Origin of the sequence: Aliidongia sp. (assembly GCF_035943795.1) — a bacterium.
Taxonomy (GTDB): Bacteria; Pseudomonadota; Alphaproteobacteria; order ATCC43930; family CGMCC-115725; genus Aliidongia.
On the sequence record NZ_DASZBY010000100.1, the window covers coordinates 142625 to 168012 of the forward strand.

Genomic DNA, 25388 nt, shown 5'->3' on the forward strand with positions numbered 1-25388 from the left:
GGATGGGTCCTAGGAGCCGCCGGCGGCCGGCCGGATTTCGACCTCGGTGCCCTCGGCCAACCCTTCCTGCCGGTGCAGCACGACCCGGTCGCCGGGTTTGATGCCGTCGAGGATCGCGATCAGATCATGCGCCTTTTCGCCCAGCTTGACCGGGCGGACCCGAATGCGGTTCTGGGCGTCGACCACATAGGCGACCGGACCCTCCGGACCGGGGCGCACGCAGGTGCCGGGCACGACGATCGCGTCGCGATGGGTGCGCAGCACCAGACGGCCATTGACGAATTGTCCGGGCCAGAGTTGCCGGTCGGCATTGCCGAAAACGGCCTTGAGCGCGATCGTGCCGGTCGAGCGGTCGATGGCATTGCCGATCAGCTTCAGGTCGCCGACGCCCAGCACATGCTCGTCGTCGGCGGCGCGGGCTTCGACCTTCAGGACCGCCGCCTCCGCCTCGCGCTGGATGTCGGGCAGGCGCTCCTGGGGCACGGTGAAGCTGACCGAAATCGGCTGGATCTGGCTGAGGTCGACCAGCGCCGTGTCGTCGGCGGTGTGAATGACGTTGCCGACATCGACCATGCGCTTGCCGACCCGCCCGGCGATCGGTGCGCGAATCGTCGAATAGTCGAGCTGCAACTGGGCACTGCCGATCCCGGCCTCGTCCGCCCTGACCACCGCCAGCAACTGCCCGACCGTGGCCTTCTGGGTGTCGAAATCCTGCTGGGAGACGAAATTATGCTGCAGCAGGCTGGTCGAGCGCGCCAATTGCGCCTGGGCGGCGGCCAGTTGCGCCTGATCCTTGGCGCGGTTGGCCGTCGCCAGCTCGACCTGATGCTCGAACGGACGCGGATCGATGGTGAACAGCGGATCGCCCGCCTTGACCATCTGGCCTTCCTCGAAATGCGTCGCCGTGATCTGGCCGTCGACCAGGCTCTTGACCGTCACCTGCTGGAACGGCTCGACGGTGCCGGTGCCGCGCACATAGACCGGCATGTCCTGGGTCCGGGCCGTCGCGACGTCGATCTTGGGGATGACCGGCACGGTGGCGGCCCCGCCATCGGCGGTCGCCGACCCGGCCCGCAGCCACAATCCGCCCCCGACACAGCAGAGAATGACGATGCCCGCGACGGCGAGCGGCATTCCCCTGGTCATGAACTCCAACCTCACATTGCGCGAACGTACCTGCCCCGCGCTCGTTGCGGGCGGCAGCACTCTAAGGTTTGGTTGCGACCGATACAATCCTATGGTCGGCTAATGGACCATAAAGATTTTTTATGATCCATCAGCCGCCAGGCGCCGCAGCGCCTCGCCATCGATCCGGTAGGGCGCCCAGTCCGCGCGATGCTGGATGCCCAGCCGTTCGTAGAAGCCGCGGGCCGGATTCCAGTCCAGCACCGACAGGTCGAGCCGCGGGGCCTCGTGGCGGACCGCGACCTGCGCCATGTCGATGATCAACCTGCGGCCCAGCCCATGGCCGCGTGCCGCCTCAGCTACATAGAGGTCTTCCAGGTAGATCCCGGCGCGGCCGAGCCAGGTCGAATAGCTGAAGAACCAGAGCGCGAAGCCCACCACCCGCCCGTCCAGCTCGACCACGCGGCAGCCGAACCGCTTTTCAGGTCCGAAACCGTCGCGCAGCAGGTCGTCCTCGGTCGCGACGACGGCGTCGGGCTCCCGTTCGAACATCGCCAGTTCCTTGATCAGCGCCAGGATGGTCGGCACATCTTCAGGAGACGCGTCGCGCAGGTGGATCTTCGCCATGGGCACTCCGGTCTCAGGGGTCGAGCAGGGCGCCGGTCCGGGTCGGCAGCGGCGTGGCGCCGGCGATCTTGCCGATGCCCTGGCCCGGCCTTGCCAGGCGTTCGATCTTGCGGGCGAAGAACAGCCCGTCCGCGATGGTCCTGACCGGCGTCCGCGCAGATGCCGGATCTTCGGCCAGCGGATCGATGATCTCGGCCACGATCTGGCCCGCCGTGACCCTGGCGCCCAGCTCCGCATGGTAGACCACCATGCCGCCGACCGGCGCGCGCAGCACGTCGACGCCGTCGAGCGGCGTGCCGTCGCATAGCGCCGTCGGCAAGGGACCCGGATCGCCGGCGACCACGCCGCGGCGCTGCAGGAAGCGCAGCAGGGCCGCCGCGTCCTGGGCACCCAGCGCGTCCGAGACGTCGCCCTGGCCGCGAAATTCGACCGTGCCGGCAAGGCAGGCGTCCGGGATCGGCGCATCCGCGCCCAGGCGCCGACGCAGCTCCGCCCACAGGTTGCTGAACGTCTCGTCGAACGGGGTGCCGCCCGAGTCCGCGGCGAGCAGGGTCGCGGCGCTGCCGAGGTCGGCCGACAGGTCGGCGCCGTCGGGCCAGCGCGCGGTCCCAAGATAGAGGTGCAGCAGCGCGTCATTGTCGCAATGCAGGTCGAGCACGTAGTCGGCGTCGATTGCCTCGCGCATCAGGATCCGGCGCAGGCTGGCGAGTTCGCCCAGCGGCTGATGCTCGTCGAGCAATGCCACCAGCAGGGTCCGGATCGTGCGCACGTTCTCTGCCGGGTCGGTGCCCAGCTTGCCGGCCAGACGCTCGGCGGCAAGGGCCGCCAGATTGGGGAAGGACCGGTTGAAGTTCTCGCCCGAGGCCAGGTCGTAGCGGCCGAGATGGGAGCCGTCGATGACCTGGGCCAGACCGATCGGGTTGGCGACCGGCACCAGCACGATCTCGCCCAGGATTCCGCCCGCGGCCTCGGCGGCATCGAGCAGCCCGGTCAGGTGGTGCGCCGCCATCATGGCCGGCAGCTCGTCGGCATGGAGCGATGCCTGCAGGTAGGCCTTGGGCGTGGCGCCGGGCGCGCCGTAGCGCAGAATTTTAAGATGCCGGCTGGTGCCCGGGCTCGACGGCCCCAGGCGCTTGATCTCGACGGACTTCATGGGAGCAACCTCAATTCGCCGCCGCGTCCACTACCGGCAGCCACGGCATGATGCCGGTAAGGTAGAGCCAGAACACGCCGACCGCCATGGAGGCGAGCGTGATCGGAATGCCGGCGCGGGCGAACTCATTCGCCCGCAGCTTGACGCCGCGCTCCAGCGCACGCTCGACGATGATCAGGTTGGACAGGCTGCCGATCAGCAGGAAATTGCCGGCGAGCGACGACAGCAGCGCCAGCCCGTAGAGCGCACCGGGCGGCGGATCGAGCCAGACCTGCAGCAGCAGCACCGCCGACGGCACGTTGCCGATCGTGTTCGACAGGAACAGGGTCAGCGGCGCCAGCACGATCAGGCTGTCGGGCAGCAGGTGGATCGATTGCAGCCCGTCGATCAGCATGCCGGGCAAGGCCGTGTTGCCGAGCGCGCCGGTCACGCCGAACAGGCAGGCGAACAGCAGCAAGAGCGGCCAGTCGATCGCCGCGATCATCGCGGCCGACGTGAATTTTCGATTGAGCAGCAGCAGCGCCGCGATCGACAGGGCGAACACGTCGCGCGGCAGGTCGGTCAGGAACAGCGCCAGCAGGCAGACGACGGCGGCGATGCCCTTGTTGGTCTGGGTCCGGTCGTGGGGCCGGAACGCGAGCGGCGGCAGCGCCTCCTCGGCGAACCCGTCGGTCGCCAGCTCCAGCTTGCCGCGCCACAGGAAGGCCACGACGGCGAACACGATGCCCAGGCTGACGATCGCCGGCACGCCGCAGGCCCACAGATAGGTCGGCAGGTGCAGGTTGCCCAGCTGGCCGACCAGGATGGTCTGCGGTGCGCCGATGATGGTGGCGGCGGAGCCGGCATTGTCGGCCGCGATCATCGCGATCAGGTAGGGGCGGGGATCGAGGCCCCGGGCGCGCACCGCATCCACCAGCAGGGGCGTCATGCAATAGACCAGCATGTCGTTGGCCAGGAACGCCGACAGGCCGCCGCAGGCCGCGACGGTCAGGCCCAGGATCCGCAGCGGGCTGCCGGGCGCCTGGCCGATGCGGCGGATCACGGAGTCGCAAAAGCCCGACGCGATGAACTGGGCCGAGATGATCATGATCGCGAACAGCAGGACCAAGGTCGGCATGTCGATGCGCGCACCGACCTCGTCCAGGTTCAGCGCCTCGGTGCCCAGCAGGGCGATCAGGCCCAGCAGCGCGATGCCGGTGCGGTCGACGCGCAGCCACGGCAGCCGCCCGGCCGCCATGCCGCCATAGGTCAACAGGAAGATGACGTAGATCTTGACGGCAGTCATCGCGAAGCGGGCCCGGACTTCTCGTTCGGCAAAGCAACCGGTCGGACGTCGCGACCGAGGCGACCCGACAGGAAATGCAACGGGGCAGAGCGTGGCCGAACTCGCGCACGAGCGGAAGGCGCTAAACGGCTCCGTTACCCCCGCATAGGCGACCTGAGCGCGGATCGTGGCACTTTGAACACGGGTTGCCTCTCCGGTAAGGTGGATGCCATGTCCCTCATGTCAGATCGCCCGGGCGAGCCGTCCTATTTCGCCAACCTCAATCCGCCGCAACGCGAAGCCGTCGAGACGCTCGACGGTCCGGTCCTGGTGCTGGCCGGCGCCGGCACCGGCAAGACGCGTGTGCTGACCACGCGCCTCGGCCATATCCTCATGACCGGGCGGGCGTACCCCAGCCAGGTGCTGGCCGTGACCTTCACCAACAAGGCGGCGCGCGAGATGCGCGACCGGCTGGAACGGCTGATCGGCGCCGACAGCGAGGGCATGTGGCTGGGCACGTTCCATGCGCTGGCCGCGCGCATCCTCAGGCGCCATGCCGAGGCGGTCGGGCTGAAGTCCAACTTCACCATCCTCGATACCGACGACCAGATCCGGCTGATCAAGCAGCTGCTCGTGGCCGAGGGCATCGACGACAAGCGCTCGCCCGCGCGCGCCGTGCTGGCGACGATCGAGCGCTGGAAGGATCGCGGCCTGACGCCCGACAAGGTGGACGGCGAGGACGCGGGCGAGCTGGCCGACGGCCGCATGGTGGCGCTCTATCGCCAGTATCAGGAGCGGCTGCGCGTGCTGAACGCGACCGACTTCGGAGACCTGCTGCTCCACAATCTGACCATCTTCCTCGGCCAGCCGGCGATCCTGGCCGATTATCAACGTAAGTTCCGCTATCTGCTGGTCGACGAGTACCAGGACACGAACGTGTCGCAATACCTGTGGCTGCGCCTGCTGGCCCAAACCCACCGGAACATCTGCTGCGTCGGCGACGACGATCAGTCGATCTATGGCTGGCGCGGCGCGGAGGTCGGCAACATCCTGCGTTTCGAGGCGGATTTTCCGGGCGCGGTCATCATCCGGCTGGAACAGAACTATCGTTCGACGCCGGAGATCTTGAATGCGGCCGGCCACCTGATCGCGCATAACAACGGCCGGCTCGGCAAGACGCTGTGGACCGCGGGCGAGGCCGGCGAGCGGGTCCGGGTCAAGGGCATGTGGGATGGCGAGGAAGAGGCGCGCTGGGTCGCCGACGAGATCGAGACCGACCAGCGCCAGGGCACCCGCCTCTCCGAGATCGCCGTCCTGGTCCGCGCCAGCTTCCAGATGCGCGAGTTCGAAGAGCGCTTCATCACGACCGGCATCCCCTACCGGGTCATCGGTGGCCCGCGCTTCTACGAGCGGCAGGAAATCCGCGATGCGCTGGCCTATCTGCGGCTGATCTACCAGCCCGACGACGATCTGGCGTTCGAGCGCATCGTGAATACGCCGCGCCGGGGCATCGGCAATGCGACGATGCAGACGCTCCACGCGCTCGGCCGCGCCACCGGCGTGTCGCTGATGGAGGCGGCGCGGCGCGTGGTCGAAACCGACGAGCTGAAGCCGGCTTCCCGCAAGGCCGTGGCCCTGCTGGTGCGGGATTTCGATCGCTGGCGGCGCGAATCGGACCGTATCCTGCACACCGAGCTCGCCCAGATCGTGCTGGACGAATCGGGCTATACGGCCATGTGGCAGGCCGACAAGACGCCCGAGGCGCCAGGGCGGCTGGAAAACCTCAAGGAACTGATCGTCGGCATGGCGGAGTTCGAGACCCTCGCGGGCTTCCTCGAGCATGTCAGCCTGGTCATGGACAATGCGGCCGACGCCGGCGGCGACCTGGTCAGCCTGATGACGCTCCATGCCGCCAAGGGCCTGGAGTTCGGCCATGTCTTCCTGCCGGGCTGGGAGGAGGGGCTGTTTCCCCATCAACGCGCGCTCGACGAGACCGGTCAGGCCGGGCTCGAGGAAGAGCGCCGTCTCGCCTATGTCGGCCTCACCCGTGCCAAGCAGCGCGCCGACGTGTCCTACGCCGCGAACCGGCGCATCCACGGCCAATGGCAGAGCAGCCTGCCGTCCCGCTTCGTCGAGGAACTGCCGCAGGACCAGATCGAGGCGGAGGCCGCGACCGGCATGTACGGCATGCGCGCACCTGCCGGCCGCGGGGCGTTCGACGACATTGCAACCTCCGCCTTCGGCGGCTATCGCAGGATCGTGCGCCCGATGGACGGCGGCGGGCCGCGCGAGGGTCGCGAGATCCGCGCCGTCGGTGGCTTCCACGAGGGCGACCGGGTGTTCCACCAGAAATTCGGCACCGGCACGGTGCGCGAGGTCGAGGATGCCAAGCTGACGATCGATTTCGACCATGCCGGCGAAAAGCGGGTCATGGACAGCTTCGTGCAGAAGGCCTGAGAGACAAAGGATATTGGCTTCGATGATTCCGACCTCGACCTGGCCCAAGGGCGGCGCGCCGCTGTGGCGCGTGCTGCTGGAAGCGCCGGACGAATTCTCGGCCGAGGGCTTCGCCCAGGTGCTCGAAGCGCTGGGCGGCGCCATCAGCGCGTTCGAGACCAGCCCGCAAGGGCCGTGGAAGGTCGAGAGCTTCGTCCAAGGCAAGCCGGACCTGGCCCCGGTCGAAGGCGGGCTGGCGCTCATCGCCCTGCAATTCGGGATCGACCAGCCTGAAATCGTGCTGGAGCAGCTGCCCGACGTCGACTGGGTGCGCGAGAACCAGGAGAGTTTCCCACCGCTGCGCATCGGCCGCTATTTCGTCTATGGCTCGCACATCGCCGAGGCGCCGCCGGCCGGTACGATCGGGTTGGAGATCGATGCCGCGAGCGCTTTCGGCACCGGCGAGCATGCGACCACGGCCGGCTGCCTGCTGGCGCTGAGCCGGCTTGCCAGGCGGGGCAAGCGGCGGCGCGTGCTCGACATGGGTTCGGGCACCGGCATCCTGGCGATCGCCGCGGCCAAGACCTGGCACGTGCCGGTGCTGGCCTGCGACATCGATCGCAATTCCGTGCGTGTCGCGGCGGAAAACATGGTGGCGAACGGGGTGCAGCATCTGGTGACCAGCCGCGAGAGCGACGGTTATCACGCCCAGGTCGTGCGTGCGCGGGGTCCCTACGACCTGATCTTCGCCAATATCCTGGCGCGGCCGCTGGCCAAGATGGCGCCGGACCTGGCGCGCAACCTGGCGCCGGGCGGCGTCGCCATCCTGTCGGGCCTGCTGGCCGGTCAGGAAACCTACGTCGCGGCCGCCCATCGCAACGCGGGACTGACCTTCATGGGCCGTCTGCCGCGTGCCGGCTGGCACACGCTGGTGTTCGAGAAGGCGCGGTAGGGAAAGGGGCGCACACCACCCTGGCCGACGCGTTGGGAGATCTCGAGGGACGAGACCGCCTGGCGCCGGCGGGTGGCTTGCAGTCTGGAGGAACGCGGGAAGCAGCGTTCCTCGTCTGCTCTCTAGCGGAGCAGCTTCGCGATGTCGCGACGGGCGAGGCCGATGTCGGCGAGCAGGCGGTCGTCGAGGTCGGCGAGATGGCCGCTCACGCGGGCGCGCTCGATACGCAGCGCCAGGTGGCGATAGGCCGTCAGCAGCAGGTGGATCGGGCCGCCGGACTGGCTGGATCCCGAGATGGTCAAGGTCGCTACGTTACTCATCGGATCATCCCCCCTTGGGATGAATATAGAACCCGTCTGGCCGAACCGGCGGACGGGGCGTCGCGGATTACGCGGCGCGCTGTTTGACGCTGTTGTTGGCGGCGACATGGCCGACATTGGCGAAAACCGGACGGGCTTCGACGGCGAGGTCGGTCTTCGGGCTGATGGCGAACGGGATGTCGGCACGGCGCAGGCCGATGTCGGCGAGCGAACGGTCGTCCATCGAATAAAGCTCGTTCAGAACGCGCTGGCGTTCCTGCCAGACACGAAAGCCACGCACGGCGGCCGAGAGGATCGTGAACATACGAAGTTACTCCAGAAAGATATTTGCGACTTCAATTATGCCGCAACGCACAAAATAGGCAGCTTCGCGCGAAACGGCAGAGGGTCTAGCGCACTCCAGCTCACGGGTCCGCGCATGACGCACTGCAATAAACCGGTAAGAATCAGGGCTCTTGTGCCGCAATCCTGCGGCCTCTAGCCTCTCGCCGCCGGTAATGGTGCCGGCATGTCGCTAAGTCTACGGTGCTATGATGCAGAAGAAGGATTGTCGGCTGACCTATCAGGGCGACGCCGTTTTGGCGGGGTTGCTCGCCAAGGCAGGGTCCGTTTACACGGTCGCCGAGGTCCGCAGCCTGATTTCGGGTGTCCTGGGTTCCGCCGAGGAGCGTGATCCGGAAGCCTGGTGCGTGCTGGTCGCCTCGTCGCTTTCGTCGGCGCTCGTGGCGCAGCTGGTGGCACTCAAGGACCAGGTCGCCCATGACGAGGCCCCGGCGCCGGTCGAGGCCGCGACCCATGGCAAGCGCTTGGCCGCGGTCCGCGCCGGGCTTGCCAAGCTCGGGGTCGACGGCTTCCTCGTGCCGCGCGCCGACGAGTTCCAGAACGAATACGTGCCGGCCGGCAACGAGCGCCTGCAGTGGCTGACCGGCTTCAAGGGCTCGGCCGGCGCCGCCGTCGTGCTGGCCGACCGGGCCGCGATCTTCGTCGATGGCCGCTATACGGTGCAGGTCCGTGCCGAGGTCGATGCCAACCTGTTCGAATTCCGGCACTTCATTACCGAACCACCGGAGGAATGGGTCGCGACCGCGCTCAAGGCCGGCCAGCGCTTCGGCTATGATCCCTGGCTGCTGACCCCGGCCCAGGTCGACAAGCTGCGCGCCGGCGTTACGAAAGCCGGTGCCGAGCTGGTGCCGGTCGAGACCAATCCGCTCGACGCCGCCTGGGAGCGTCGCCCGGCCGCTCCGCTCGGGCCCGTCCGTCCGCACGACCTGGAATTCTCCGGCAAGTCTTCGACCGACAAGCGCCGCGAGATCGGCGAGGCGCTGGGCGCCGACAAGCGCGACGCGACGGTGCTGACCATGGCCGACAGCCTCGCCTGGCTGCTGAACATCCGCGGCTCCGACGTGCCGCATACGCCCTTGGCCCTCGGCCTGGCCATCCTCGACAAGGAAGGCCAGCTCGACCTGTTCATCGACCGGCGCAAACTGGCGCCCGGCCTCGAATCCCATCTCGGCAACAGCGTCGCCGTGCGCGACATGGCCGAATTCGGCCCGGCGCTCGATGCGATGGGCGGCAAGGTGGTCCAGGTCGATCCGGCGACGACCGCCTCCTGGGTGTTCGATCGGCTGGGCCACGCCGGCGCCAAGCTGGTGCGGGCGGCCGATCCCTGCAAGCTGCCCAAGGCAGTGAAGAACGAGGTCGAACTGGACGGCTCGCGCCGCGCCCACCGGCGCGATGCGGCCGCCATGGTGCGCTTCCTGGCCTGGCTCGCCGCCGAGGCGCCGAAGGGTGGCCTGACCGAGATCGCCGTCTCCGACCGGCTCGAAGCCTTCCGGGCCGAGGGCGCCCGGTTCCGCGACCTGTCGTTCCCGTCGATCTCGGCGGCCGGCCCGAACGCGGCCCTGCCGCATTATCGCTCCGGCCCCGAGACGGAGCGGTCGCTCGAGCCGGGCACGCTCTATCTGATCGATTCGGGCGCGCAATATCTCGACGGCACGACCGACATCACGCGGACGATCGCGATCGGCTCGCCCACGGCGGAGATGAAGGATCGCTATACCCGCGTGCTGAAGGGCCATATCGCGCTGTCGATGGCACGCTTCCCCAAGGGCACGACCGGCGGCGCGATCGACGTGCTGGCCCGGTTGCCGCTCTGGCAGGCCGGCGTCAATTTCGACCACGGCACCGGCCATGGCGTCGGCAGCTACCTCAGCGTCCACGAAGGTCCGCAGCGCATCGCCGCCTTCGCCGATACCCAGCCGCTGATGCCCGGCATGATCCTCTCGAACGAGCCCGGCTACTATAAGGAAGGCCATTTCGGCATCCGCATCGAGAACCTGATCGTCGTGACCACACTCGATATCCCGGGTGCGGAGCGCGAGATGTACGGCTTCGAGACCATCACCTTCTGCCCGATCGACCGCACGCCGATCGATCTGTCGCTGCTGACGGTGGACGAGATCGCCTGGCTCGACACCTACCACGCCAAAACGCGCGAGATCGTCCTGCCGCTTCTCGATGACCCGGCGGCACGCGCCTGGCTGGAGGCCACGACCGCGCCGCTTTGATCTGAAAATACAAGTTTAACGCTGAGCGATCTTCGCTTACAAAGGATAGGTTGTGCGACGCATCGAGGCAACGAAGCCTGAACGGTCGCTCTTTTCTCGCTGCTTCTTCAGGTAATTTCCGATGTCTCGCACGCCCGTTCTGCTCACCGCGGCCTTTCTGGGCATCGGCCTCTTTCTCTCGACCCCTGCCGCACGCGCGGCAAATGCCTATCTGCCAAACGGCGTTTCGCCTTCCGTATCGGTCGTCGATACAGTCAGCCATCAGCTGCTGGCGACGATTGCCGTCGGCAATGGCCCGTTCGGCGTTGCCATAACGCCGGACGGCGCGATCGTTCTGGTGACCAACCAGACCGATGGAACGGTCTCGGTCATCGACGGTTTCAGTAATACGGTGTTGGCGACCGTGACGGTCGGGCACCAGCCGAATGCCGTCGTGGTCAAGCCCGATGGGTCGAGCGCCTATGTGGTGAATGGCGGCGACAGCACCCTGTCCGTCGTCGACCTGACGCGGGACGTGGTGACCACCACGATCCCCCTGATTTCGCGCGTGGGCAACGTACCGGCCGGCGGGTCGGCCAATGCCGTCATCACCGTCGACGGCTCGCGTGTCTATGTGATGAACACATCCGACGAGTCGGTCTCCGTGATCGACGCGATGACCAATCGGTTCGTCACGGCCATAGACTTGCAGGTGCCCGGAGAAGCCGGACTTCCGCAAAACGGCATCGCCGTCACGCCGGACGGCAAGACGGTGATTGCGGCCAACGCCATGGGTTTCAGCATCATCGACACCGCGACCAACAGCATCAGGATCAATGTGCGGGAAGGGTCGCCCGGCAGCATCACGATTTCGCCCGACAGCACGCTCGCCTACATGACTGCGGCGGGACTTGCGGTCCATCGGACGTCGGATGGCAGCTATCAGACCATATTGAGTAGCCAGATTAACAGCCAGACTCTCGTTTTCAACACCTCGCTCGTCGTGTCGCGGGATGGAAGCAAACTATTTTTCATGGACCCGTTCGGCAATGCCCTGGGCGAAATGGATACCAAGGTAGGGATCGTCGACTCGTTGACCGATGTTTCCGGCACGCGGGTGCCGTTCCTCGGCTCATATATCGGTCCGGACGCTCCCTCGTCCTTGGCCGCGGCCGTTCTTCCGGGCGGGCGGTCCGTCACCGAGGGCACGACGGCGACTGTCTTCGCGACGATGCTCAACACCGGTTCCACCGACCTGGCGAGTTGTTCGGTCGCCCTGCCGCTCGGCGGCGTCAACGGCCTCTCGTTCCACTATCAGACGACCGATCCATTGACGAACACGCTCGTCGGACAGCTGGACACACCCGTGACGATCGCGGCGCACGGCTCACAGACCTTCGTGCTGTCTTTCGAAACTGCCTCCGCCGTTTCGGGGTTGTCTCAATCGCTGGCCTTCGGCTGTCACGGCACTGGGTTTGCCCCCATCACCGAAGGGGTGAACACGGTCGGCCTGCTTTATTCCGCGACTGCGGTACCCGACATCATCGCGCTTGCGGCTACGTCGTCCGGCGACGGCATCGTGACCGTGCCGTTGTCCGCCGGAGCGGAAAGCGCCTTTGCCGTCGCCAGCGACAACAATGGCGCCCCCAGCCTGATCATCGCTTCCGTCGATACCGGCGACGCCACGCTGCCGGTGACGGCGACGATTTGCCAAAGCGATCCGGTCACAGCGCAGTGCCTCGCGCCGCCGGCGACATCGATCTCCGTCGGATTTCCCGCCAACGCGACGCCGACGTTCTCGATTTTTGTCAGGGCGACCGGAGCTGTCCCCTTCGCCCCAGCGACGTCCCGGCTATTCGTGCGGTTCAACGATTCGGGTGGCACGTCTCACGGCGGGACCAGCGTCGCGGTGCGCACCGTCGATTGAGCCGGTGCCGCCGGGCCGGGAAGCATGGACAGCAGGCGTCAAGTCTGCTGCTTCCTCGCGGAATCGGCGGTTTCTAAAAATGCAACTTTAACGCTGGCTCGTGTTGGCATAAGAATGTGAAGTTGAGGGCGCCGGTTCGAGAGGACGTCGAAGGGACACCTGATCGCCGCTTACCAAGGTAGTTTCCATGTTGCACAAGCAAATTCTGGTTGCCGTCACGCTTCTCGGTGGCGGGTTCCTCCTCTTGGCGACAGGCGCACGCGCGCAAAACGCTTATTTGCCCAGTCCTAGCTCACCATCCGTTTCGGTTGTCGATGCGACGAGTCATCGGGTCAAGGCAACGATCCAGGTCGGCCATGGCCCGCTCGGTGTTGCGATCACGCCGGACGGGGCCGCGGTCCTCATCACCAACCAGACCGACGGTACGGTTTCGATCATCAACGGATCGACCAATACGGTAACGGCCACAGTGCCCGTGGGACGCCAGCCGAACGCAGTGGTCGTCAGGTCTGATGGGACAAAAGCCTATGTCGTCAATGGCGGCGACAGTTCGGTCTCGGTCGTCGATCTCGCCCATGACGTCGTCTCGGCGACCATTCCACTTATTTCGCGCGTCGGTAACGTGCCTGCCGGCGGATCGGCCAATGCGGCTCTCAGCGCCGATGGATCGCGCCTCTATGTCATAAACGATTCCGACGAATCGGTTTCCGTCATCGATGCCACGACGAACAGCTTCGTTACTGCGATCGATATCCGGATTTCCGGCGAATTCGGTCTGCCTCAAGGCGGCATCGCCGTGACGCCGGATGGAAAGACCGTCTATGCGTCGAACGGATCGGGCTTCAGCGTCATCGACACCGCGACAAGCGTCGTCAAGACCACTGTTCGGCAGGGATCGCCCAACGCGATCGCGTTCTCACCGGACGGTGATCTTGCCTACCTCAACATCAATGCCATCCTGATTTTCCGTGTGGCGGATTCGACCTTTCAGAACGTGCTCATTCCCACCCTTCCGAACAACGCCGGCGGGTTCACCATCGCCTCCATCGCGCTCGCTCCCGACGGGAAGAAGATCTATTTCACCAGCTACCAAAACGGCTTCGTCGGTGAGATGGATGCGAAGAGCGGCGTTCTCGATGCGTCGATTCCGGTTGCCGCAGGGGCTGTAGCGGTCGGCGCTTTCGTCGGTCCTGCGTCGACCAGCCCGCTGGCCGCGGCGGTTCTGCCAGATGGCCGGTCCGTCACTGAGGGAACCAATGCGACGGTTTTCGCGACCCTCCTCAACTCCGGCTCCACGGCGCTATCGAATTGCTCGGTCGCGTTGCCGCTCGGCGGCGTCAACGGCGTTTCATTCCATTATCAGACGACGAACCCGTCGACCAACGCCCTGGTCGGGCAATTGGATACGCCGGTGACGCTGGCACCGAACGGCTCCCAGACCTTCCTGCTGTCGTTCGAGTCTGCTTCTGCGGTCGTCGGAATCACTCAGTCTGTCGCATTTGGTTGTGATGGCGTGGGATCTGCTCCGATCTATGCCGGCGTGAATACCGTCGATCTGCTCTACTCGGCCACCCCCGTCAGCGACATCATCGCGCTCGCCGCGACGACCTCGGGCGACGGCGTCGTGACGGTGCCGCTCTCGGGCGGCGTGCCGGGATCGTTCGCCGTGGCGTCCGACAACAATGGTGCCGCGGGATTGATCATCGCGTCCGTCGACACCGGCGCTGCCGCGTTGCCGGTAACGGCGACGATCTGCCAGAGCGACCCGGTCACAGCGCAATGCTTAGCGCCGCCGGCCGCCTCGATCTCCGTCGGATTTCCCGCCAACGCGACGCCGACCTTCTCGATCTTCGTCACGGCAACCGGCGCCGTCCCGTTCGCCCCGGCGACGTCTCGGCTGTTCGTGCGATTCAACGACTCGGGTGGCACGTCCCACGGAGTGACGAGCGTCGCGGTGCGCACCAGCAACTGACGCAAGGGCGTCGTCTCGGCGGCCCCTGAGATAACACAGACAGCTCCCTGCTCGGAGGTGGCCGCGGACGATCGACGCACGTATAGGTATGGCGGGCGCCGATCGCCCTCGGCATCATCTCGGGGATCAATCCATGGCCATCACGCGTCAAGTCATCACGTCGCTGCAGCGCGACGGCACCGACATGCTCGGCACCAAGGTGCTGGCGGTGAAGATCGTGGACGAGAGCATCGTCTCCGGCTCGCTGCTGACCGTCGAGAGCAATCATTTCTGCGTGCTGAAGTCGCGTGGCGCCGTGCTCGACATCTACGAGACCGGGCAATATGCGCTCACCACCCCCGACAAGCCGTTGGTCGGCTCGATCGTCCAGGGTTTCTTCGGCGGCGCCTCGCCCTGGGTGTTCGAGGTGATCTACATCAACCGCTCCAAGCTGCTGGTGCGCAGCAAGGGTGTTGCGACCAGCGCCGAGATGGCGGAGATGGCCTACCAGGTCGATTATTACGTCCATGTCGACAGCAAAGCGGCGGCCCTCGACCTGATCACCCATCTGCCGTTCAACGGCAACACCATCGACATCCAGGAAGTGGCCGACTATGCCGGCCCCGCGATCGAGCAGGCGATCAATCAGGTCGTCCAGGTCACCAAGATGGAAAACATCAACGAGCACATCAACGAGATCCGCGAAGGCGTGAAGGTCCACCTCGCGGATTTCCTCAAGGTCTACGGCATCATGCTGAACGACCTGAAAGTGCTGATCCTGCCGAAGGACGAGCGGATGCGCGAGCTGATCTCGCTGCAGGCGCTGGGTCTGACGCCGATGGAGGCGGTGCGCTACTACCTGGCCCTGCGCATGGCCGACATGGGCCTGGTTTCGGCACCCAATGCCGCGGCAGGCCTGCCATTCAACATTGGCGGAGCGGCCGGTGGCATCTATCCGCTCAGCATCGAGACAGGCGTGCCGGAAGCGGCGCGCAAATGACGGGGCCTTCGGCATTCTACGCCGATACCGACGAGATCGACCAGATCGCGATCAACCTGTTCCACGGCTGGGGCTATAATTTCTATCGGCTCGAAAACCAGTTGCGGACCGACGATCTGCTGATCCGCAACAAGGTCTGCTGGCTGCTCGGCAGCGCACGATCCTCGGTCGAGGCGGCGGAAAGCGCCTATCGGCGAACCTTCCTGCCGCCGCCGTCGCGCGCCCAGCCGCGGCCCGATCCCGATGCTGTTGCCGGCGCGCAGGCGCTGGAGCGGCTGTCCCAGGCGATCGGTGCCGTCGAGGGGCAGATCCGGGCGCTGCCCGTGCCCGAAAACGACCGGATGATCGAACGCCACCGGCAGGAAGCGGCGACCCTGGTGATCCTGCTGGCGATCGACCGCCGGCTGGCCGGCCAGGCGGAAATGCTGCGCGCGGCGATCGATGGCAAAGATGGTGAATGGCTGATCGCCCATGGGACCGCCGCATTCGACGGGCTGGCGGCCTTGACGGAAACCGTGCGGCAGCGCCAGGGCATGCTGTTCATCGACTAGCGATCAGCGCTCAAGCCCCAGTCCCAGGGCGGCCGCCAGCAGGGAAATACAGGCGAACACTACCCATTCGGCCGCCAGCCAGCGGCGCACCACCGCGACCTCGGCGTCGCCGGGCAAGATGGGCGCGCGCTTGCGCCAGGCGATGATCTTCATGGTCGGCACGACGGACAGCAGGCGTCACACTCGACCAGGCCGGACAGCTGAACTTCCCGACCGGAACGGAGGCCGGGATCGAATATCGGGCGCCCAGGCTGGCCGCCCTGCTGGTCGGCATGTGACGGCTTTGCCATGGCGGAAACGCATGCCGGATATTTGTGCAGCGCAAAAATTGCTGTTGAAAGCGCCAGGAGAACTGCTACCTATTGCATGTTGCATCGCAGTATATGGGCAAGTTTATAAGCCCCCGGGGTGGAAACGCCGTGTCGTCAGGAGCATGACATGAGCATTTCCTTCAAAGCCGCGCCGACCGTTTCCCTGGCCCCGTCGATCGACCAGACCAGCCGCATCGCCCAGTTCCGTGAAGTGTTCGCACTGTGGGTTCAGCGTACCCGCGAGCGGGCCGAACTGGCCCAGTGCGACGACCGCGATCTCCAGGACATGGGCGTTTCGCGCGCGGCCGCCCTCAGCGAAATCCGCAAGCCGTTCTGGCGGGAATAGTCGAGGTCCACTATTCGGCCGCAACCGCCCGTTTGGGGCGGAGCGGCAGCAACAGCAGCAGTGCGACGCCGGCCAGGAGGCCGGCCGCGCCGAAGATTTCGGTCGCGGGCAGGCGCGTGACGAGCGGCGCGGTCAGGGTCGGCGCCACGGCCTGGGCCAGCAGCACCGGAACGGCGAGCCAGCCGAGCAGGGCGGCATAATTGTCCGGGCCGAAGATCGCGAGCGGCAGGGTGCCGCGATTGATGGTCATGATGCCGTTGCTCATCCCATAGAGCAGGGCGAACAGGCAGGCAGCCGGTGCAGCCCCGACGATGCCGCCGCCCCACAGCAGGACGACGATGCCGACCGGCGCCAAGCCGGCGCCGAGCGCGGCGCGGCCGATCAAGCCGAAACGTCCGCCCGACGACCATTCCAGCAGCCGTCCCGCGACCTGTCCCGGTCCGATCAGGGCGGAGGCGCCAATCGCTTCGCCGGCCGTCAGGCCCATGCCGCCCAGCAGGGGCAGGATGGCGACGGCGAGGGCCGACGTTACGAACCAGCGGATCGTGAAGAAGCCGGCCAGGCAGGCGAGCGCCTGGTGCCGGCTCCGTCCGACCGGCCTCGTGGCGGCGGCCGGTCCGGACGCTCGCGCGACGCCCTGCCGGGGCACCATCAGCAGTATGATCGGCAGGTTCACGGCCAGCTGAACCGCCGCGTAGACGAGCAGGGTGTCGCGCCATCCGACCGTCTCGACCAGGTACGCGCCGGCAGGCCAACCGACGGTGCTGGCGAAGCCGCCCATCAACGTGACGCCGGTGATGGCGGGACCGGCGTCGGCGCCGAGCATGCGGCCCAAGGTCGCGAACACGGCGTCGTACAGGCTGAGCGCCATGCCGATGCCCATGATCGTCCAGCCGCCGTACCACAGCGCCGGGCCGTGCGCCATTGCCAGCAACCCCAGCCCGATCGCCATAGCGAGGTTGCCGACGGTCAGCGGCGCCCGGCCGCCATGGGTGCCGATCCATCGGCCGACATGGGGGGCACAGAAACCTGCCGCCAGCAAAGCCCAGGAAAATCCGGCGAGGATCGCGAGCCGGCTCATGCCGAGGTCCGCCGAGGCCGGCGTCGCCACGACGGCGGGCATGTAGAAGCTGGTGGCCCAGGAGACCAGCTGCGTCGCGCCGAGAGCGACGGTCAGGCGGCGCGGGTTTCCGCTCATTCCGCCCGGTCGATCGGCGGGGCCGCATCGCCGGCACCGAGTGTCCGCTGCAGCAGCACGGTATCGAGCCAGCGGCCATGCTTATAGCCCACCGCCGCCAGCGTGCCGACGTTGCGGAAACCCATCCGCTCATGCAGCCGGATCGACGGCAGGTTGGCGCTGTCGCCGACGACGGCGACCATCTGGCGCAGGCCGCGCGCGGTACATTCCTCGATCAACACCGTCAGCAGGCGGCGGCCGAAGCCCAGGCCGATGGCGTCGGGTGCCAGATAGACCGAATTCTCGACCGTGTCGCGATAGGCGGCGCGCGGCCGATAGGGACCGGCGTAGGCGTAGCCGCGAACCAGCCCGTCCTGCTCCAGCACCAGATGCGGCATGCCGCGCCCCAGCAGATCGGCGCGCCGCTGGGCCATCTCCGCGACGTCGGGGGCCTCGGTCTCGAACGAGGCCGTGCCGGTCAGCACGTGATGGCAATAGATCGCGGCGATCGCAGCCATGTCGTCTTCCCGGCTCGGTCGGATCGTGGCGGCGGAAATGGGCAAGGTTCGGTCGGTCATCGAGGCGGGCTCATGGGGGTGTTTTGGTTCGCCAAGGCTGCACCCATCTCAAATCCGTGAGAAGAAAAACTTTCCAATGCGGCGCATCAGAATTATTTTTCCTTATGCCCAGTCCCAGCCTGCGTCAGCTTCGGATCTTCCTGGCCGCGATCGAGACCGGCAGCGTCACTGCCGCGGCCCGATCGCTGAACGTGACGCAGCCGGCGGCCAGCCAGCAATTGCGTGAATTGGAGCGGATCCTCGGCGCGCGCCTGCTGGTCCGCGCCGGGGGGCGTGTCGCGGCGACCTCGGCTGGGGAGGCGTTGATCGGCCCGGCCGGCCGGGCTCAGGCGGCGGTCGAAGAGGCGATGACGGCCGTGGCGGCGCACCGCGCCGGCGAGACCGGCCGCATCCGTCTGGGCACAGGGGCGACCGCCTGCATCTACCTGCTGCCGGAGGTGCTGGCCGCGATGAAGCGGCGCATGCCGGGCCTCGACGTGATCATCTCGACCGGCAACAGCGAGGACATGCTGGAGCGGCTCGAGGCCGGCGATCTCGACATCGTGCTGGCCACCCTGTCGCCCGGCGTCGGGCGCTCGCTCAGCGCCACGCGGGTGCTGGTCGATCCGCTGGTAGCCTTGCTGCCGACCGCGATGGCACCGGCGGCCGCGATCCTGTCGCCAGCCGATCTCGCGGCACTGCCGCTCATCCTCTACGAACCGGGCGGCAAGACGCGCAGCGTCATCGACGGCTGGTTCCGCCAGGGCGACATCCGGCCCCGCCCGATCATGGCGCTGGGCAGCATCGAGGCGATCAAGATGCTGGTCGGCAGCGGGCTCGGCGCCTCGGTCATGCCGCAACTGGCCCTGCCGGATCCCGTGCCGGGCACGGTCGTCCGTCCGCTGGCGCCGGCCGTCTCGCGTGACCTCGGCTATGTCATGCGCAGCGCGAAGATGCTGGACCGCGGGCTGCGCCTGTTCATCGAGGAACTGGAGAGGGCGGCGGCGCGACGCTGACGTGGGCGGTCAGCTCCGCTTCAGCGCCGCTTCCAGCTCGGTCAGGTGCGGGGCGATCGCGGCCTTGGCCAGGCGCTCCATATCGCGATAGCGCGCGATGACGTCGGCGCCGAACGGGGTGATCTCGGCCCCGCCGCCGGCCTTGCCGCCCAGCTTGGTCGCCACGACCGGTTCGCGGAACATGCCGTTCAGGGCGGCGACCAGCAGCCAGGCCCGGCGATAGGACATGTCCATGGCGCGCCCCGCCGCCGCGATCGAACCGGTCTCGGCCAGCAGTTCGAGCAGCCGGATCTTGCCCGGCCCGATCGCGTCCTCGGGCCCGAAATCGATGCGCAGGGTCAGGCGGGTCACCAGCTCACGCCACGATCGCCTGGTAGACAAGGTTGCGGAACAGCCGCCAATAGTCGGTGAACTCGTTCGGCTGCTGGATCATCATGACGGCGATCAGCTGCTCTTTCGGGTCGACCCAGAACTGGGTGCCCGCATAGCCGCCCCAGGAATAGTCGCCGGCGCTGCCCGGCATGTCGCTCTCGCCGTCGGCCAGCCGGATCGAGAAGCCCAGGCCGAAGCCGTGGCCGGCGCCCAGCAGATGGCGGCCGGTGCTGTTGTCGCGCCGCTTCGTGCCCAGATGGTCCGTGGTCATGTAGGCGACGGTCTTCGCGCCCAGGATGCGCACTCCGTCCAACGCGCCGCCGTTCAGCAGCATGGTGCAAAAGCGCAGATAGTCGGCCGTGGTGCCGACCATGCCGCCGCCGCCCGACAGCATCAACGGCGGCTCGGTCACCTTGCGCAACGGCGGGATCTTGCCGGCCGCGTCGGCGACCGGTTCGGCCAGGCGATGGATCTGGGCGGGCGGCACCCAGAAGCCACTGTCGACCATGCCGAGCGGCCCGGTGACCTCGGCCGCGATGAAGGCGTCGAGCGGCTGGCCCGCGACGATTTCGATCACCCGGCCCAGCACGTCGGTCGAATAGCCATATTCGAACACCTCGCCCGGCTGATGGGCCAGCGGCAGGCGGCCGAGGCGGTCGACCTTGTCGGTCAGCGACTCGCGCGCGGTCGAGATCTCGGCCTCGCGATACAGCCGCTTCACCGGCGTGGTCTCGAACAGCATGTCGTAGACCAGGCCGGAGGTGTGTCGCAGCAGGTCCTGGATCGTCGCGGGCCGGCGCGCGCGTTCCAGGACCAGCGGGCCGCCGCCCTCGGGCACGACCGCGACCTGCTGGTTGGCGAAGCTCGGCAGGTATTTCGAGATCGCATCGCCCAGCAGCAGCTGCCCGCGCTCGACCAGAATCATGGCGGCGACGCTGGTCAGCGGCTTGGTCATCGAATAGATGCGGAAGATCGCGTCCTTGGCCATGGCGTCGCCCGCCGCCTTGTCGCGATAGCCGGTCGCCTCGAAATAGGCGGTCTCGCCCCGGCGCATCACGGCCGCGACCGCGCCGCCGATCCGCCCCGCCGCGACACCAGCCTCGAAACCGGCGGTGATGCGCTGCAGCCGCTCTGTGGAAAAGCCCAGGGTTTCTGTCGTCATGCTGTCTCCTCGCGGCGCTTCATCCCGCGACCAGGGCGATGAACTCGTCCTCGCTGATGGTCTTGACGCCCAGCGCCTCGGCCTTGGCCGCCTTCGACCCGGCGTCGGCGCCGACCACCAGATAGTCGGTCTTGGCCGAAACGGATCCCGTCACCTTGGCGCCGGCGCCCTCGGCACGCGCCTTCGCTTCGCCCCGGCTCAATTGCACGAGCGTGCCGGTGAAGACCACGACCTTGCCGTCGAGCGCGCCACCCTCGCGCCCGGCCGGCGGCATGAAATCCTCGACCGTCAGCAGGCTTTCGAGATCGGCGAGGGCGTCGAGATTATTCTTCTCGGCGAAGAAGTCGGTCATGTCCTTGGCCGTGTCGGCGCCGATGCCGTCGATGTTCAGCAGTTCCTGGTACGCATCGCTTTCCGGATCGCCCGCCGCCGTCATCGCCTCCTGCCAATGGGCCAGCGTCCGGTAGTGCTTGGCCATCAGCCGCGCCGTCGTTTGCCCGGTCTGGCGGATGCCCAGCGACAGGATGAAGCGGTCGAGCGGAACGGTGCGGCGGTCCTCGATCGACTTCAGCAGCTTGGAGATCGACAGCTCCTTCCACCCCTCGCGCCCCTCGATGTCGCCGCGCTTCAGGCGAAAGATGTCGGCCGGAGTCTTGATCAGTCCGGCCTCGTGGAACTCGGTCACGGTCTTGGTGCCCAGCCCCTCAATGTCGAAGGCGTCGCGCGCCACGAAATGCCTGAGCCGCTCGACCGCCTGGGCCTCGCACACCAGCCCGCCGGTGCAGAAGCGCTTGGCCTCGCCCGGTTCGCGCACGGCGGCGCTGTGGCAGATCGGGCATTCCTGCGGCGGTTCCCATTTCGGCGGGTCGCCCGCGCGCGACTCTGGGACGACCGAGACGATCTGCGGAATGACGTCGCCGGCGCGCTGCACCACGACCATGTCGCCGACCCGGATGTCCTTCTCGGCGATGTAATCCTCGTTGTGCAGCGTGGCACGGCCGACCATCACGCCGCCGACATTGATCGGCGTCAGCTCCGCGACGGGGGTCAGGGCGCCGGTCCGGCCGACCTGGAGCGTGATCGCATTCAGCCGGGTCCGCGCCTGCTCCGGCGGAAACTTGTGGGCGATCGCCCAGCGCGGCGCCCGCGAGACGAAGCCCAGCCGATGCTGCAGGTCCAGCCGATTGATCTTGTAGACGATGCCGTCGATCGAGAAGCCGAGCGTCGCCCGCCGATCGCCGATCTCGTCGTAGAACCCGATCATCTCGTCGACCGAACGGCAGATCCGGCTCGGTTCGTTGAGCGTGAAGCCGAAGCCCTGCAATGCCGCACGGGCCTCGGCCTGGGTCTTGCCCAGCGGTTGGCTGACCTCGCCCCAGGCATAGCCAAAGAAACGCAGCGGCCGCGCCTTGGTGATCGCGGCATCGAGCTGGCGCAGGCTGCCGGCGGCGGCATTGCGCGGATTGGCGAACAGCTTGCCGCCCGCCGCCTGCTGGCGTTCGTTCAGCGCCAGGAAATCCGCGTCGGTCATATAGACCTCGCCGCGTACCTCCAGCACGTCGGGCGCGCCCGCGGGCAGGCGCTTGGGCACGTCGCCGATGGTCCGGACGTTGACGGTCACGTCCTCGCCCTCCTGCCCGTCGCCGCGCGTCGCCGCCTGGACCAGCACGCCGCCCTCGTAGCGCAGCGAGCAGCTGAGCCCGTCGATCTTCAACTCGGCGATCACCTCGACCGCCTGCTCCGGATCGGCGCGCAGCTCGGCCAGGAAATTGCGCACGCTGTCGAGGAAGCCCAGCACGTCCTCGCGGCTGAACGCATTGCCGAGCGACAGCATGGGGATGGCATGGCGAACCTTGCGAAATCCGGACGAGGGTGCGGCGCCGACGCGCGCGGTCGGGCTGTCCTCGCGGATCAGCTCCGGGAACCGGGCCTCGATCGCCTGCAGCCGCCGATAGAGCGCGTCATATTCCGCATCGGAGATTTCGGGCGCGTCCTCGGCATGGTAGCGCCGGCCGTGGTACTCGATCGCCGCACCCAGGTCGGCCGCGGCTTCGGCCGCTTCCTCCAGGGTCAGTGCCGCACTATCGGTCGACTGGTGGCGAAGGCTGGGCGCGGTCATCGTTTCTCCAGGGCGGGCAGCTGCTGTTCTTCCTCTAGCGCGAAGTGATCGGTCGGAGAAGAGGCATGGCTTATCTTCTCGATCGTCTTTCGTGTAGGCCTGCTGATATTTTCCGACTGAATCTCGCCGATATCGGAACGAACCCCGCCATGCAGTTCTATGAAGCAGCACATTCTCCGCCGGAGCGGCTCTCGTTCGGGATGCTGCTGCTCTACGGGCTGGCGGCGGTCGCGCTGATTTCGCTGTGTGGCGGGGCGGTGGTCGTCGGCAACCGGATGCTGTTCGGCCCGGCGCCCGAACTCGTGGCGGGCCAGGTTTGGCCGCTCCGGATCTGGCTTGCCTATCTGGCCTTGGCCGGCGCGATCGCCGTCGCCTACGGCCTGCAAGTTCGTTTCGTCGAGCGGCGACCGTGCTCGGAGCTGGCGCTTCGGCCTGCCGTGGCCGAAACGGGCGTCGGCGCCGCGCTCGGCATCATTTTCGCGGCCCTGGTCGTCCTGCTGCTCGCCGTCACCGGGTGTTATCGCATCGTCGGCTGGCATAGTCCGTTCGATCTCGCCGCACCGGCCTTGATGGCGATCGGTGCTGGCGTCATGGAGGAAATCATCGCCCGGGGCTTCGTGCTGGGCCTGATCGAGCGGTGGGCCGGCAGCGGGGTGGCACTCGTGTCGTCCGCCATCCTGTTCGGAGCGGCGCATATCGAGAATACCGGAGCCGGGGCTTGGCCGGTGATCGCCTTGTCGCTGGGCGCGGGCGTCACCCTCGGCGCCGCCTATCTCGCGACCCGGCGGCTGTGGTTGCCGATCGGCCTGCATTTCGGCTGGAACTTCGCCCAGAGCGCGCTGTTTGGCCTGCTCGATTCCGGCGCGTCTTTTCCCAGCCTGATCGATGCCCGGATCGCGGGTCCCGGCTGGTTGACCGGCGGCGCCTTCGGGCCCGAAGCCTCGGTACCGGGCCTTGCCGTATGGGTTCTGTTCGGCGTGGTCTTGTTGTTCCGCGCGGTCCGACGAAACCGGATCGTGCCCTGGCGTTCTTCCCGATCCCTGGAGGTCCCATGCTGACGCTCGCCGCCGCTACCCAGATCATCGACGTCTCTCTCGCCGAAGGGCGCACCCGCGGACTGCAGCCGCTCACGGTCGCCGTGCTCGATGCCGGCGGGCACCTCGTTGCCTTGAAGCGCGAGGATGGGTCCAGCCTGCTCCGGCCGCAGATCGCGACGGGCAAGGCCTGGGGCACGCTTGGCATGGGTTTCGGCGGCCGGGAGCTGGCCCGGCGCGCTGCGGCCAATCCGGCCTTCTTCGCGACCTTGACCGAGCTGGCCGGCGGCAACATGGTGCCGGTCCAGGGCGGCGTATTGATCCGCGACCAGGCCGGCCGGCTGCTGGGCGCGGTCGGCATCAGCGGCGACCGGTCCGATCTGGACGAGGCCTGCGCGCTCGCCGGCATTGCGGCCGCCGGGCTGGTCGCCGACCCGGGCGGCGAGCCGCCGAGTTAGGAACCGTCAGCGGTCAGGTAGGCGAGGTTCTTGCCGTAGCCCAGATAGATGTGCAGCCGCTCCAGATGGTGCAGGCCAAGGATCAGGTCCGGATGCAACGACTTTTCCCAGTCGGGGTGGTCGCCGACCATTCTGGTCGTTCGATAGAAGTCGGCGAGCCGGTCGTCGGTCAGTACCATTTCGGTATTCCGGATCTCGATGTTGCCGAGGGCCAATGCCCCGAAGCGATGACGGTAGAAGGGCAGCTTTTCGCCGGTGCCGCTTCGCATCGTGCCGTCGGTCGCCAGCTTCGCCGCCACGGGATCGATCCCGAAGAGCAGCCTGGCCCGCGTCAGCGACAGGATCGACTCGCTCGAGCCGGTGTCGATCATCGCCAGCAGGAGTTGGCCGTCGAGCGTGACCTCGACGAACGTGTGCAGCGAAGCGTCGACCCGAAGTGGCAGTTTCGTGGCGTGGCGCGACCAATAGGCGGCCGAGCCGTCGCAGGTGTTTTTCAGGAACAAGTTCATCTTGTTGCGACCGAAGTCGAATTCGACGTCGTACGCCGTCAGGAAATTGGCGCCGAAGGTACCGTCCGCTCCGCCGTCCCGCGCGGGGTCGCGATGGATCAGGAACTCGACATCGCGGGCGGTCATCTCGCCAAGTTTCAACTCGTGCACGCTCGCGGCCTGATCGAAGCTGACGCCGGCGATATCGATCACGGCGCCCTTGTCCAGCGTTCGTCGGGAGGCACCCAGATCGTCGACCAGTTTCGCGCGCAATATCCCGATCGGCGCGCCCGTATCGACCGACAGGCGACTGGCCCGGCCGTCGAGTCCGACCGGTATGATCAGTCGTCCCTCGGCTCTTTCGGTATCGATCGACGCCAATTGCTTCAGGGTGCACGGTTCGGCCAGGGCTGGCGCCGTCCAGATCGGAACGCTCGACAGGATCGCCAGGACGAGCGGGTGGAAGCGGTGAACCAAGGTGCCTCACGATACCGGT

The 25388-nt window shown here is 67.1% G+C and carries 24 protein-coding genes; 11 read left to right on the plus strand and 13 right to left on the minus strand.

Going from position 1 to position 25388, the window contains the following annotated elements; genetic code table 11:
- Positions 1-9: 9 nt before the first annotated feature.
- The 4 genes from VGV37_RS19260 to VGV37_RS19275 all read right to left on the minus strand — a co-directional run bounded on the left by VGV37_RS19260 (position 10) and on the right by VGV37_RS19275 (position 4190).
- Complete coding sequence (locus tag VGV37_RS19260; RefSeq protein ID WP_326881361.1) at positions 10-1146, minus strand: efflux RND transporter periplasmic adaptor subunit; 1137 nt, start codon at positions 1144-1146, stop codon at positions 10-12.
- A 120-nt stretch (positions 1147-1266) separates the two neighbouring features.
- Positions 1267-1752 carry a GNAT family N-acetyltransferase gene (locus VGV37_RS19265; protein WP_326881362.1) on the minus strand — a complete coding sequence of 162 codons (486 nt, stop codon included), beginning with the start codon at positions 1750-1752 and terminating at the stop codon, positions 1267-1269.
- Between the two features lie 13 nt (positions 1753-1765).
- Complete coding sequence (locus VGV37_RS19270; RefSeq protein WP_326881363.1) at positions 1766-2905, minus strand: succinylglutamate desuccinylase/aspartoacylase family protein; 1140 nt, start codon at positions 2903-2905, stop codon at positions 1766-1768.
- A 10-nt stretch (positions 2906-2915) separates the two neighbouring features.
- Positions 2916-4190, minus strand: coding sequence for an SLC13 family permease (locus VGV37_RS19275; RefSeq protein ID WP_326881364.1), 1275 nt, complete (start codon positions 4188-4190; stop codon positions 2916-2918).
- 210 nt (positions 4191-4400) lie between these two features.
- Here VGV37_RS19275 and VGV37_RS19280 point away from each other — a divergent pair, with 210 nt between their 5' ends.
- Positions 4401-6626 (plus strand): ATP-dependent helicase, encoded by a 2226-nt coding sequence (locus tag VGV37_RS19280; RefSeq protein ID WP_326881365.1) that lies wholly within the window; start codon positions 4401-4403, stop codon positions 6624-6626.
- Between the two features lie 22 nt (positions 6627-6648).
- Positions 6649-7557 carry a 50S ribosomal protein L11 methyltransferase gene (locus VGV37_RS19285; RefSeq protein WP_326881366.1) on the plus strand — a complete coding sequence of 303 codons (909 nt, stop codon included), beginning with the start codon at positions 6649-6651 and terminating at the stop codon, positions 7555-7557.
- A 122-nt stretch (positions 7558-7679) separates the two neighbouring features.
- Here the strand turns inward: VGV37_RS19285 and VGV37_RS19290 are convergent, their stop codons facing one another.
- Positions 7680-7877 carry a DUF1127 domain-containing protein gene (locus VGV37_RS19290; protein ID WP_326881367.1) on the minus strand — a complete coding sequence of 66 codons (198 nt, stop codon included), beginning with the start codon at positions 7875-7877 and terminating at the stop codon, positions 7680-7682.
- Between the two features lie 67 nt (positions 7878-7944).
- On the minus strand, positions 7945-8181 hold the full coding sequence (locus VGV37_RS19295; RefSeq protein WP_326881368.1) for a DUF1127 domain-containing protein: 237 nt from the start codon (positions 8179-8181) through the stop codon (positions 7945-7947).
- 229 nt (positions 8182-8410) lie between these two features.
- Between VGV37_RS19295 and VGV37_RS19300 the strand changes: the two genes are divergently transcribed.
- From VGV37_RS19300 to VGV37_RS19320, 5 genes are all read left to right on the plus strand, one after another.
- Positions 8411-10444, plus strand: coding sequence for an aminopeptidase P family protein (locus tag VGV37_RS19300; RefSeq protein WP_326881369.1), 2034 nt, complete (start codon positions 8411-8413; stop codon positions 10442-10444).
- 121 nt (positions 10445-10565) lie between these two features.
- Positions 10566-12350, plus strand: a complete 1785-nt coding sequence (locus VGV37_RS19305) for a YncE family protein (protein WP_326881370.1) — start codon at positions 10566-10568, stop codon at positions 12348-12350.
- 187 nt (positions 12351-12537) lie between these two features.
- Positions 12538-14322, plus strand: a complete 1785-nt coding sequence (locus VGV37_RS19310) for a YncE family protein (protein ID WP_326881371.1) — start codon at positions 12538-12540, stop codon at positions 14320-14322.
- Between the two features lie 133 nt (positions 14323-14455).
- On the plus strand, positions 14456-15301 hold the full coding sequence (locus tag VGV37_RS19315; protein ID WP_326881372.1) for an SPFH domain-containing protein: 846 nt from the start codon (positions 14456-14458) through the stop codon (positions 15299-15301).
- Entirely contained in the window at positions 15298-15852 is a 555-nt protein-coding gene (locus tag VGV37_RS19320; RefSeq protein ID WP_326881373.1) for a hypothetical protein, read from the plus strand. The genes VGV37_RS19315 and VGV37_RS19320 overlap by 4 nt, the downstream gene beginning before the upstream one ends.
- A 3-nt stretch (positions 15853-15855) precedes the next feature.
- Here the strand turns inward: VGV37_RS19320 and VGV37_RS19325 are convergent, their stop codons facing one another.
- On the minus strand, positions 15856-16005 hold the full coding sequence (locus VGV37_RS19325) for a hypothetical protein (RefSeq protein WP_326881374.1): 150 nt from the start codon (positions 16003-16005) through the stop codon (positions 15856-15858).
- A gap of 285 nt (positions 16006-16290) precedes the next feature.
- On the opposite strand from VGV37_RS19325, the gene VGV37_RS19330 reads away from it, so the two are divergent.
- Positions 16291-16509, plus strand: coding sequence for a DUF1127 domain-containing protein (locus VGV37_RS19330; RefSeq protein ID WP_326881375.1), 219 nt, complete (start codon positions 16291-16293; stop codon positions 16507-16509).
- A 10-nt stretch (positions 16510-16519) separates the two neighbouring features.
- Here the strand turns inward: VGV37_RS19330 and VGV37_RS19335 are convergent, their stop codons facing one another.
- Together VGV37_RS19335 and VGV37_RS19340 are read right to left on the minus strand one after the other, a co-directional pair.
- Entirely contained in the window at positions 16520-17707 is a 1188-nt protein-coding gene (locus tag VGV37_RS19335; protein ID WP_326881376.1) for an MFS transporter, read from the minus strand.
- Positions 17704-18264: a GNAT family N-acetyltransferase gene (locus VGV37_RS19340; RefSeq protein ID WP_326881377.1), complete on the minus strand. Its 561-nt coding sequence runs from the start codon at positions 18262-18264 to the stop codon at positions 17704-17706. Before VGV37_RS19340 ends, VGV37_RS19335 begins: the two co-directional genes overlap by 4 nt.
- Before the next feature lie 104 nt (positions 18265-18368).
- Between VGV37_RS19340 and VGV37_RS19345 the strand changes: the two genes are divergently transcribed.
- On the plus strand, positions 18369-19259 hold the full coding sequence (locus tag VGV37_RS19345) for a LysR family transcriptional regulator (RefSeq protein ID WP_326881378.1): 891 nt from the start codon (positions 18369-18371) through the stop codon (positions 19257-19259).
- A gap of 9 nt (positions 19260-19268) precedes the next feature.
- On the opposite strand, the gene VGV37_RS19350 is transcribed toward VGV37_RS19345, so the two are convergent.
- The 3 genes from VGV37_RS19350 to ligA are packed head-to-tail and all read right to left on the minus strand — an operon-like array spanning position 19269 to position 22912.
- A complete protein-coding gene (locus tag VGV37_RS19350) occupies positions 19269-19610 on the minus strand; it encodes a LysR family transcriptional regulator (protein ID WP_326881379.1) in 342 nt (113 codons plus the stop codon).
- 4 nt (positions 19611-19614) lie between these two features.
- Complete coding sequence (locus VGV37_RS19355; RefSeq protein ID WP_326881380.1) at positions 19615-20793, minus strand: serine hydrolase domain-containing protein; 1179 nt, start codon at positions 20791-20793, stop codon at positions 19615-19617.
- Positions 20794-20812: 19 nt separating this feature from the next.
- Positions 20813-22912 carry an NAD-dependent DNA ligase LigA gene (ligA, locus tag VGV37_RS19360; protein WP_326881381.1) on the minus strand — a complete coding sequence of 700 codons (2100 nt, stop codon included), beginning with the start codon at positions 22910-22912 and terminating at the stop codon, positions 20813-20815.
- A 149-nt stretch (positions 22913-23061) separates the two neighbouring features.
- Between ligA and VGV37_RS19365 the strand changes: the two genes are divergently transcribed.
- Both VGV37_RS19365 and VGV37_RS19370 read left to right on the plus strand, forming a co-directional pair.
- Entirely contained in the window at positions 23062-23970 is a 909-nt protein-coding gene (locus VGV37_RS19365; protein ID WP_326881382.1) for a CPBP family intramembrane glutamic endopeptidase, read from the plus strand.
- On the plus strand, positions 23964-24404 hold the full coding sequence (locus VGV37_RS19370) for a GlcG/HbpS family heme-binding protein (protein WP_326881383.1): 441 nt from the start codon (positions 23964-23966) through the stop codon (positions 24402-24404). Before VGV37_RS19365 ends, VGV37_RS19370 begins: the two co-directional genes overlap by 7 nt.
- Here the strand turns inward: VGV37_RS19370 and VGV37_RS19375 are convergent.
- Positions 24401-25369 carry a retroviral-like aspartic protease family protein gene (locus VGV37_RS19375; protein WP_326881384.1) on the minus strand — a complete coding sequence of 323 codons (969 nt, stop codon included), beginning with the start codon at positions 25367-25369 and terminating at the stop codon, positions 24401-24403. The genes VGV37_RS19370 and VGV37_RS19375 overlap by 4 nt on opposite strands.
- Between the last annotated feature and the right edge of the window lie 19 nt (positions 25370-25388).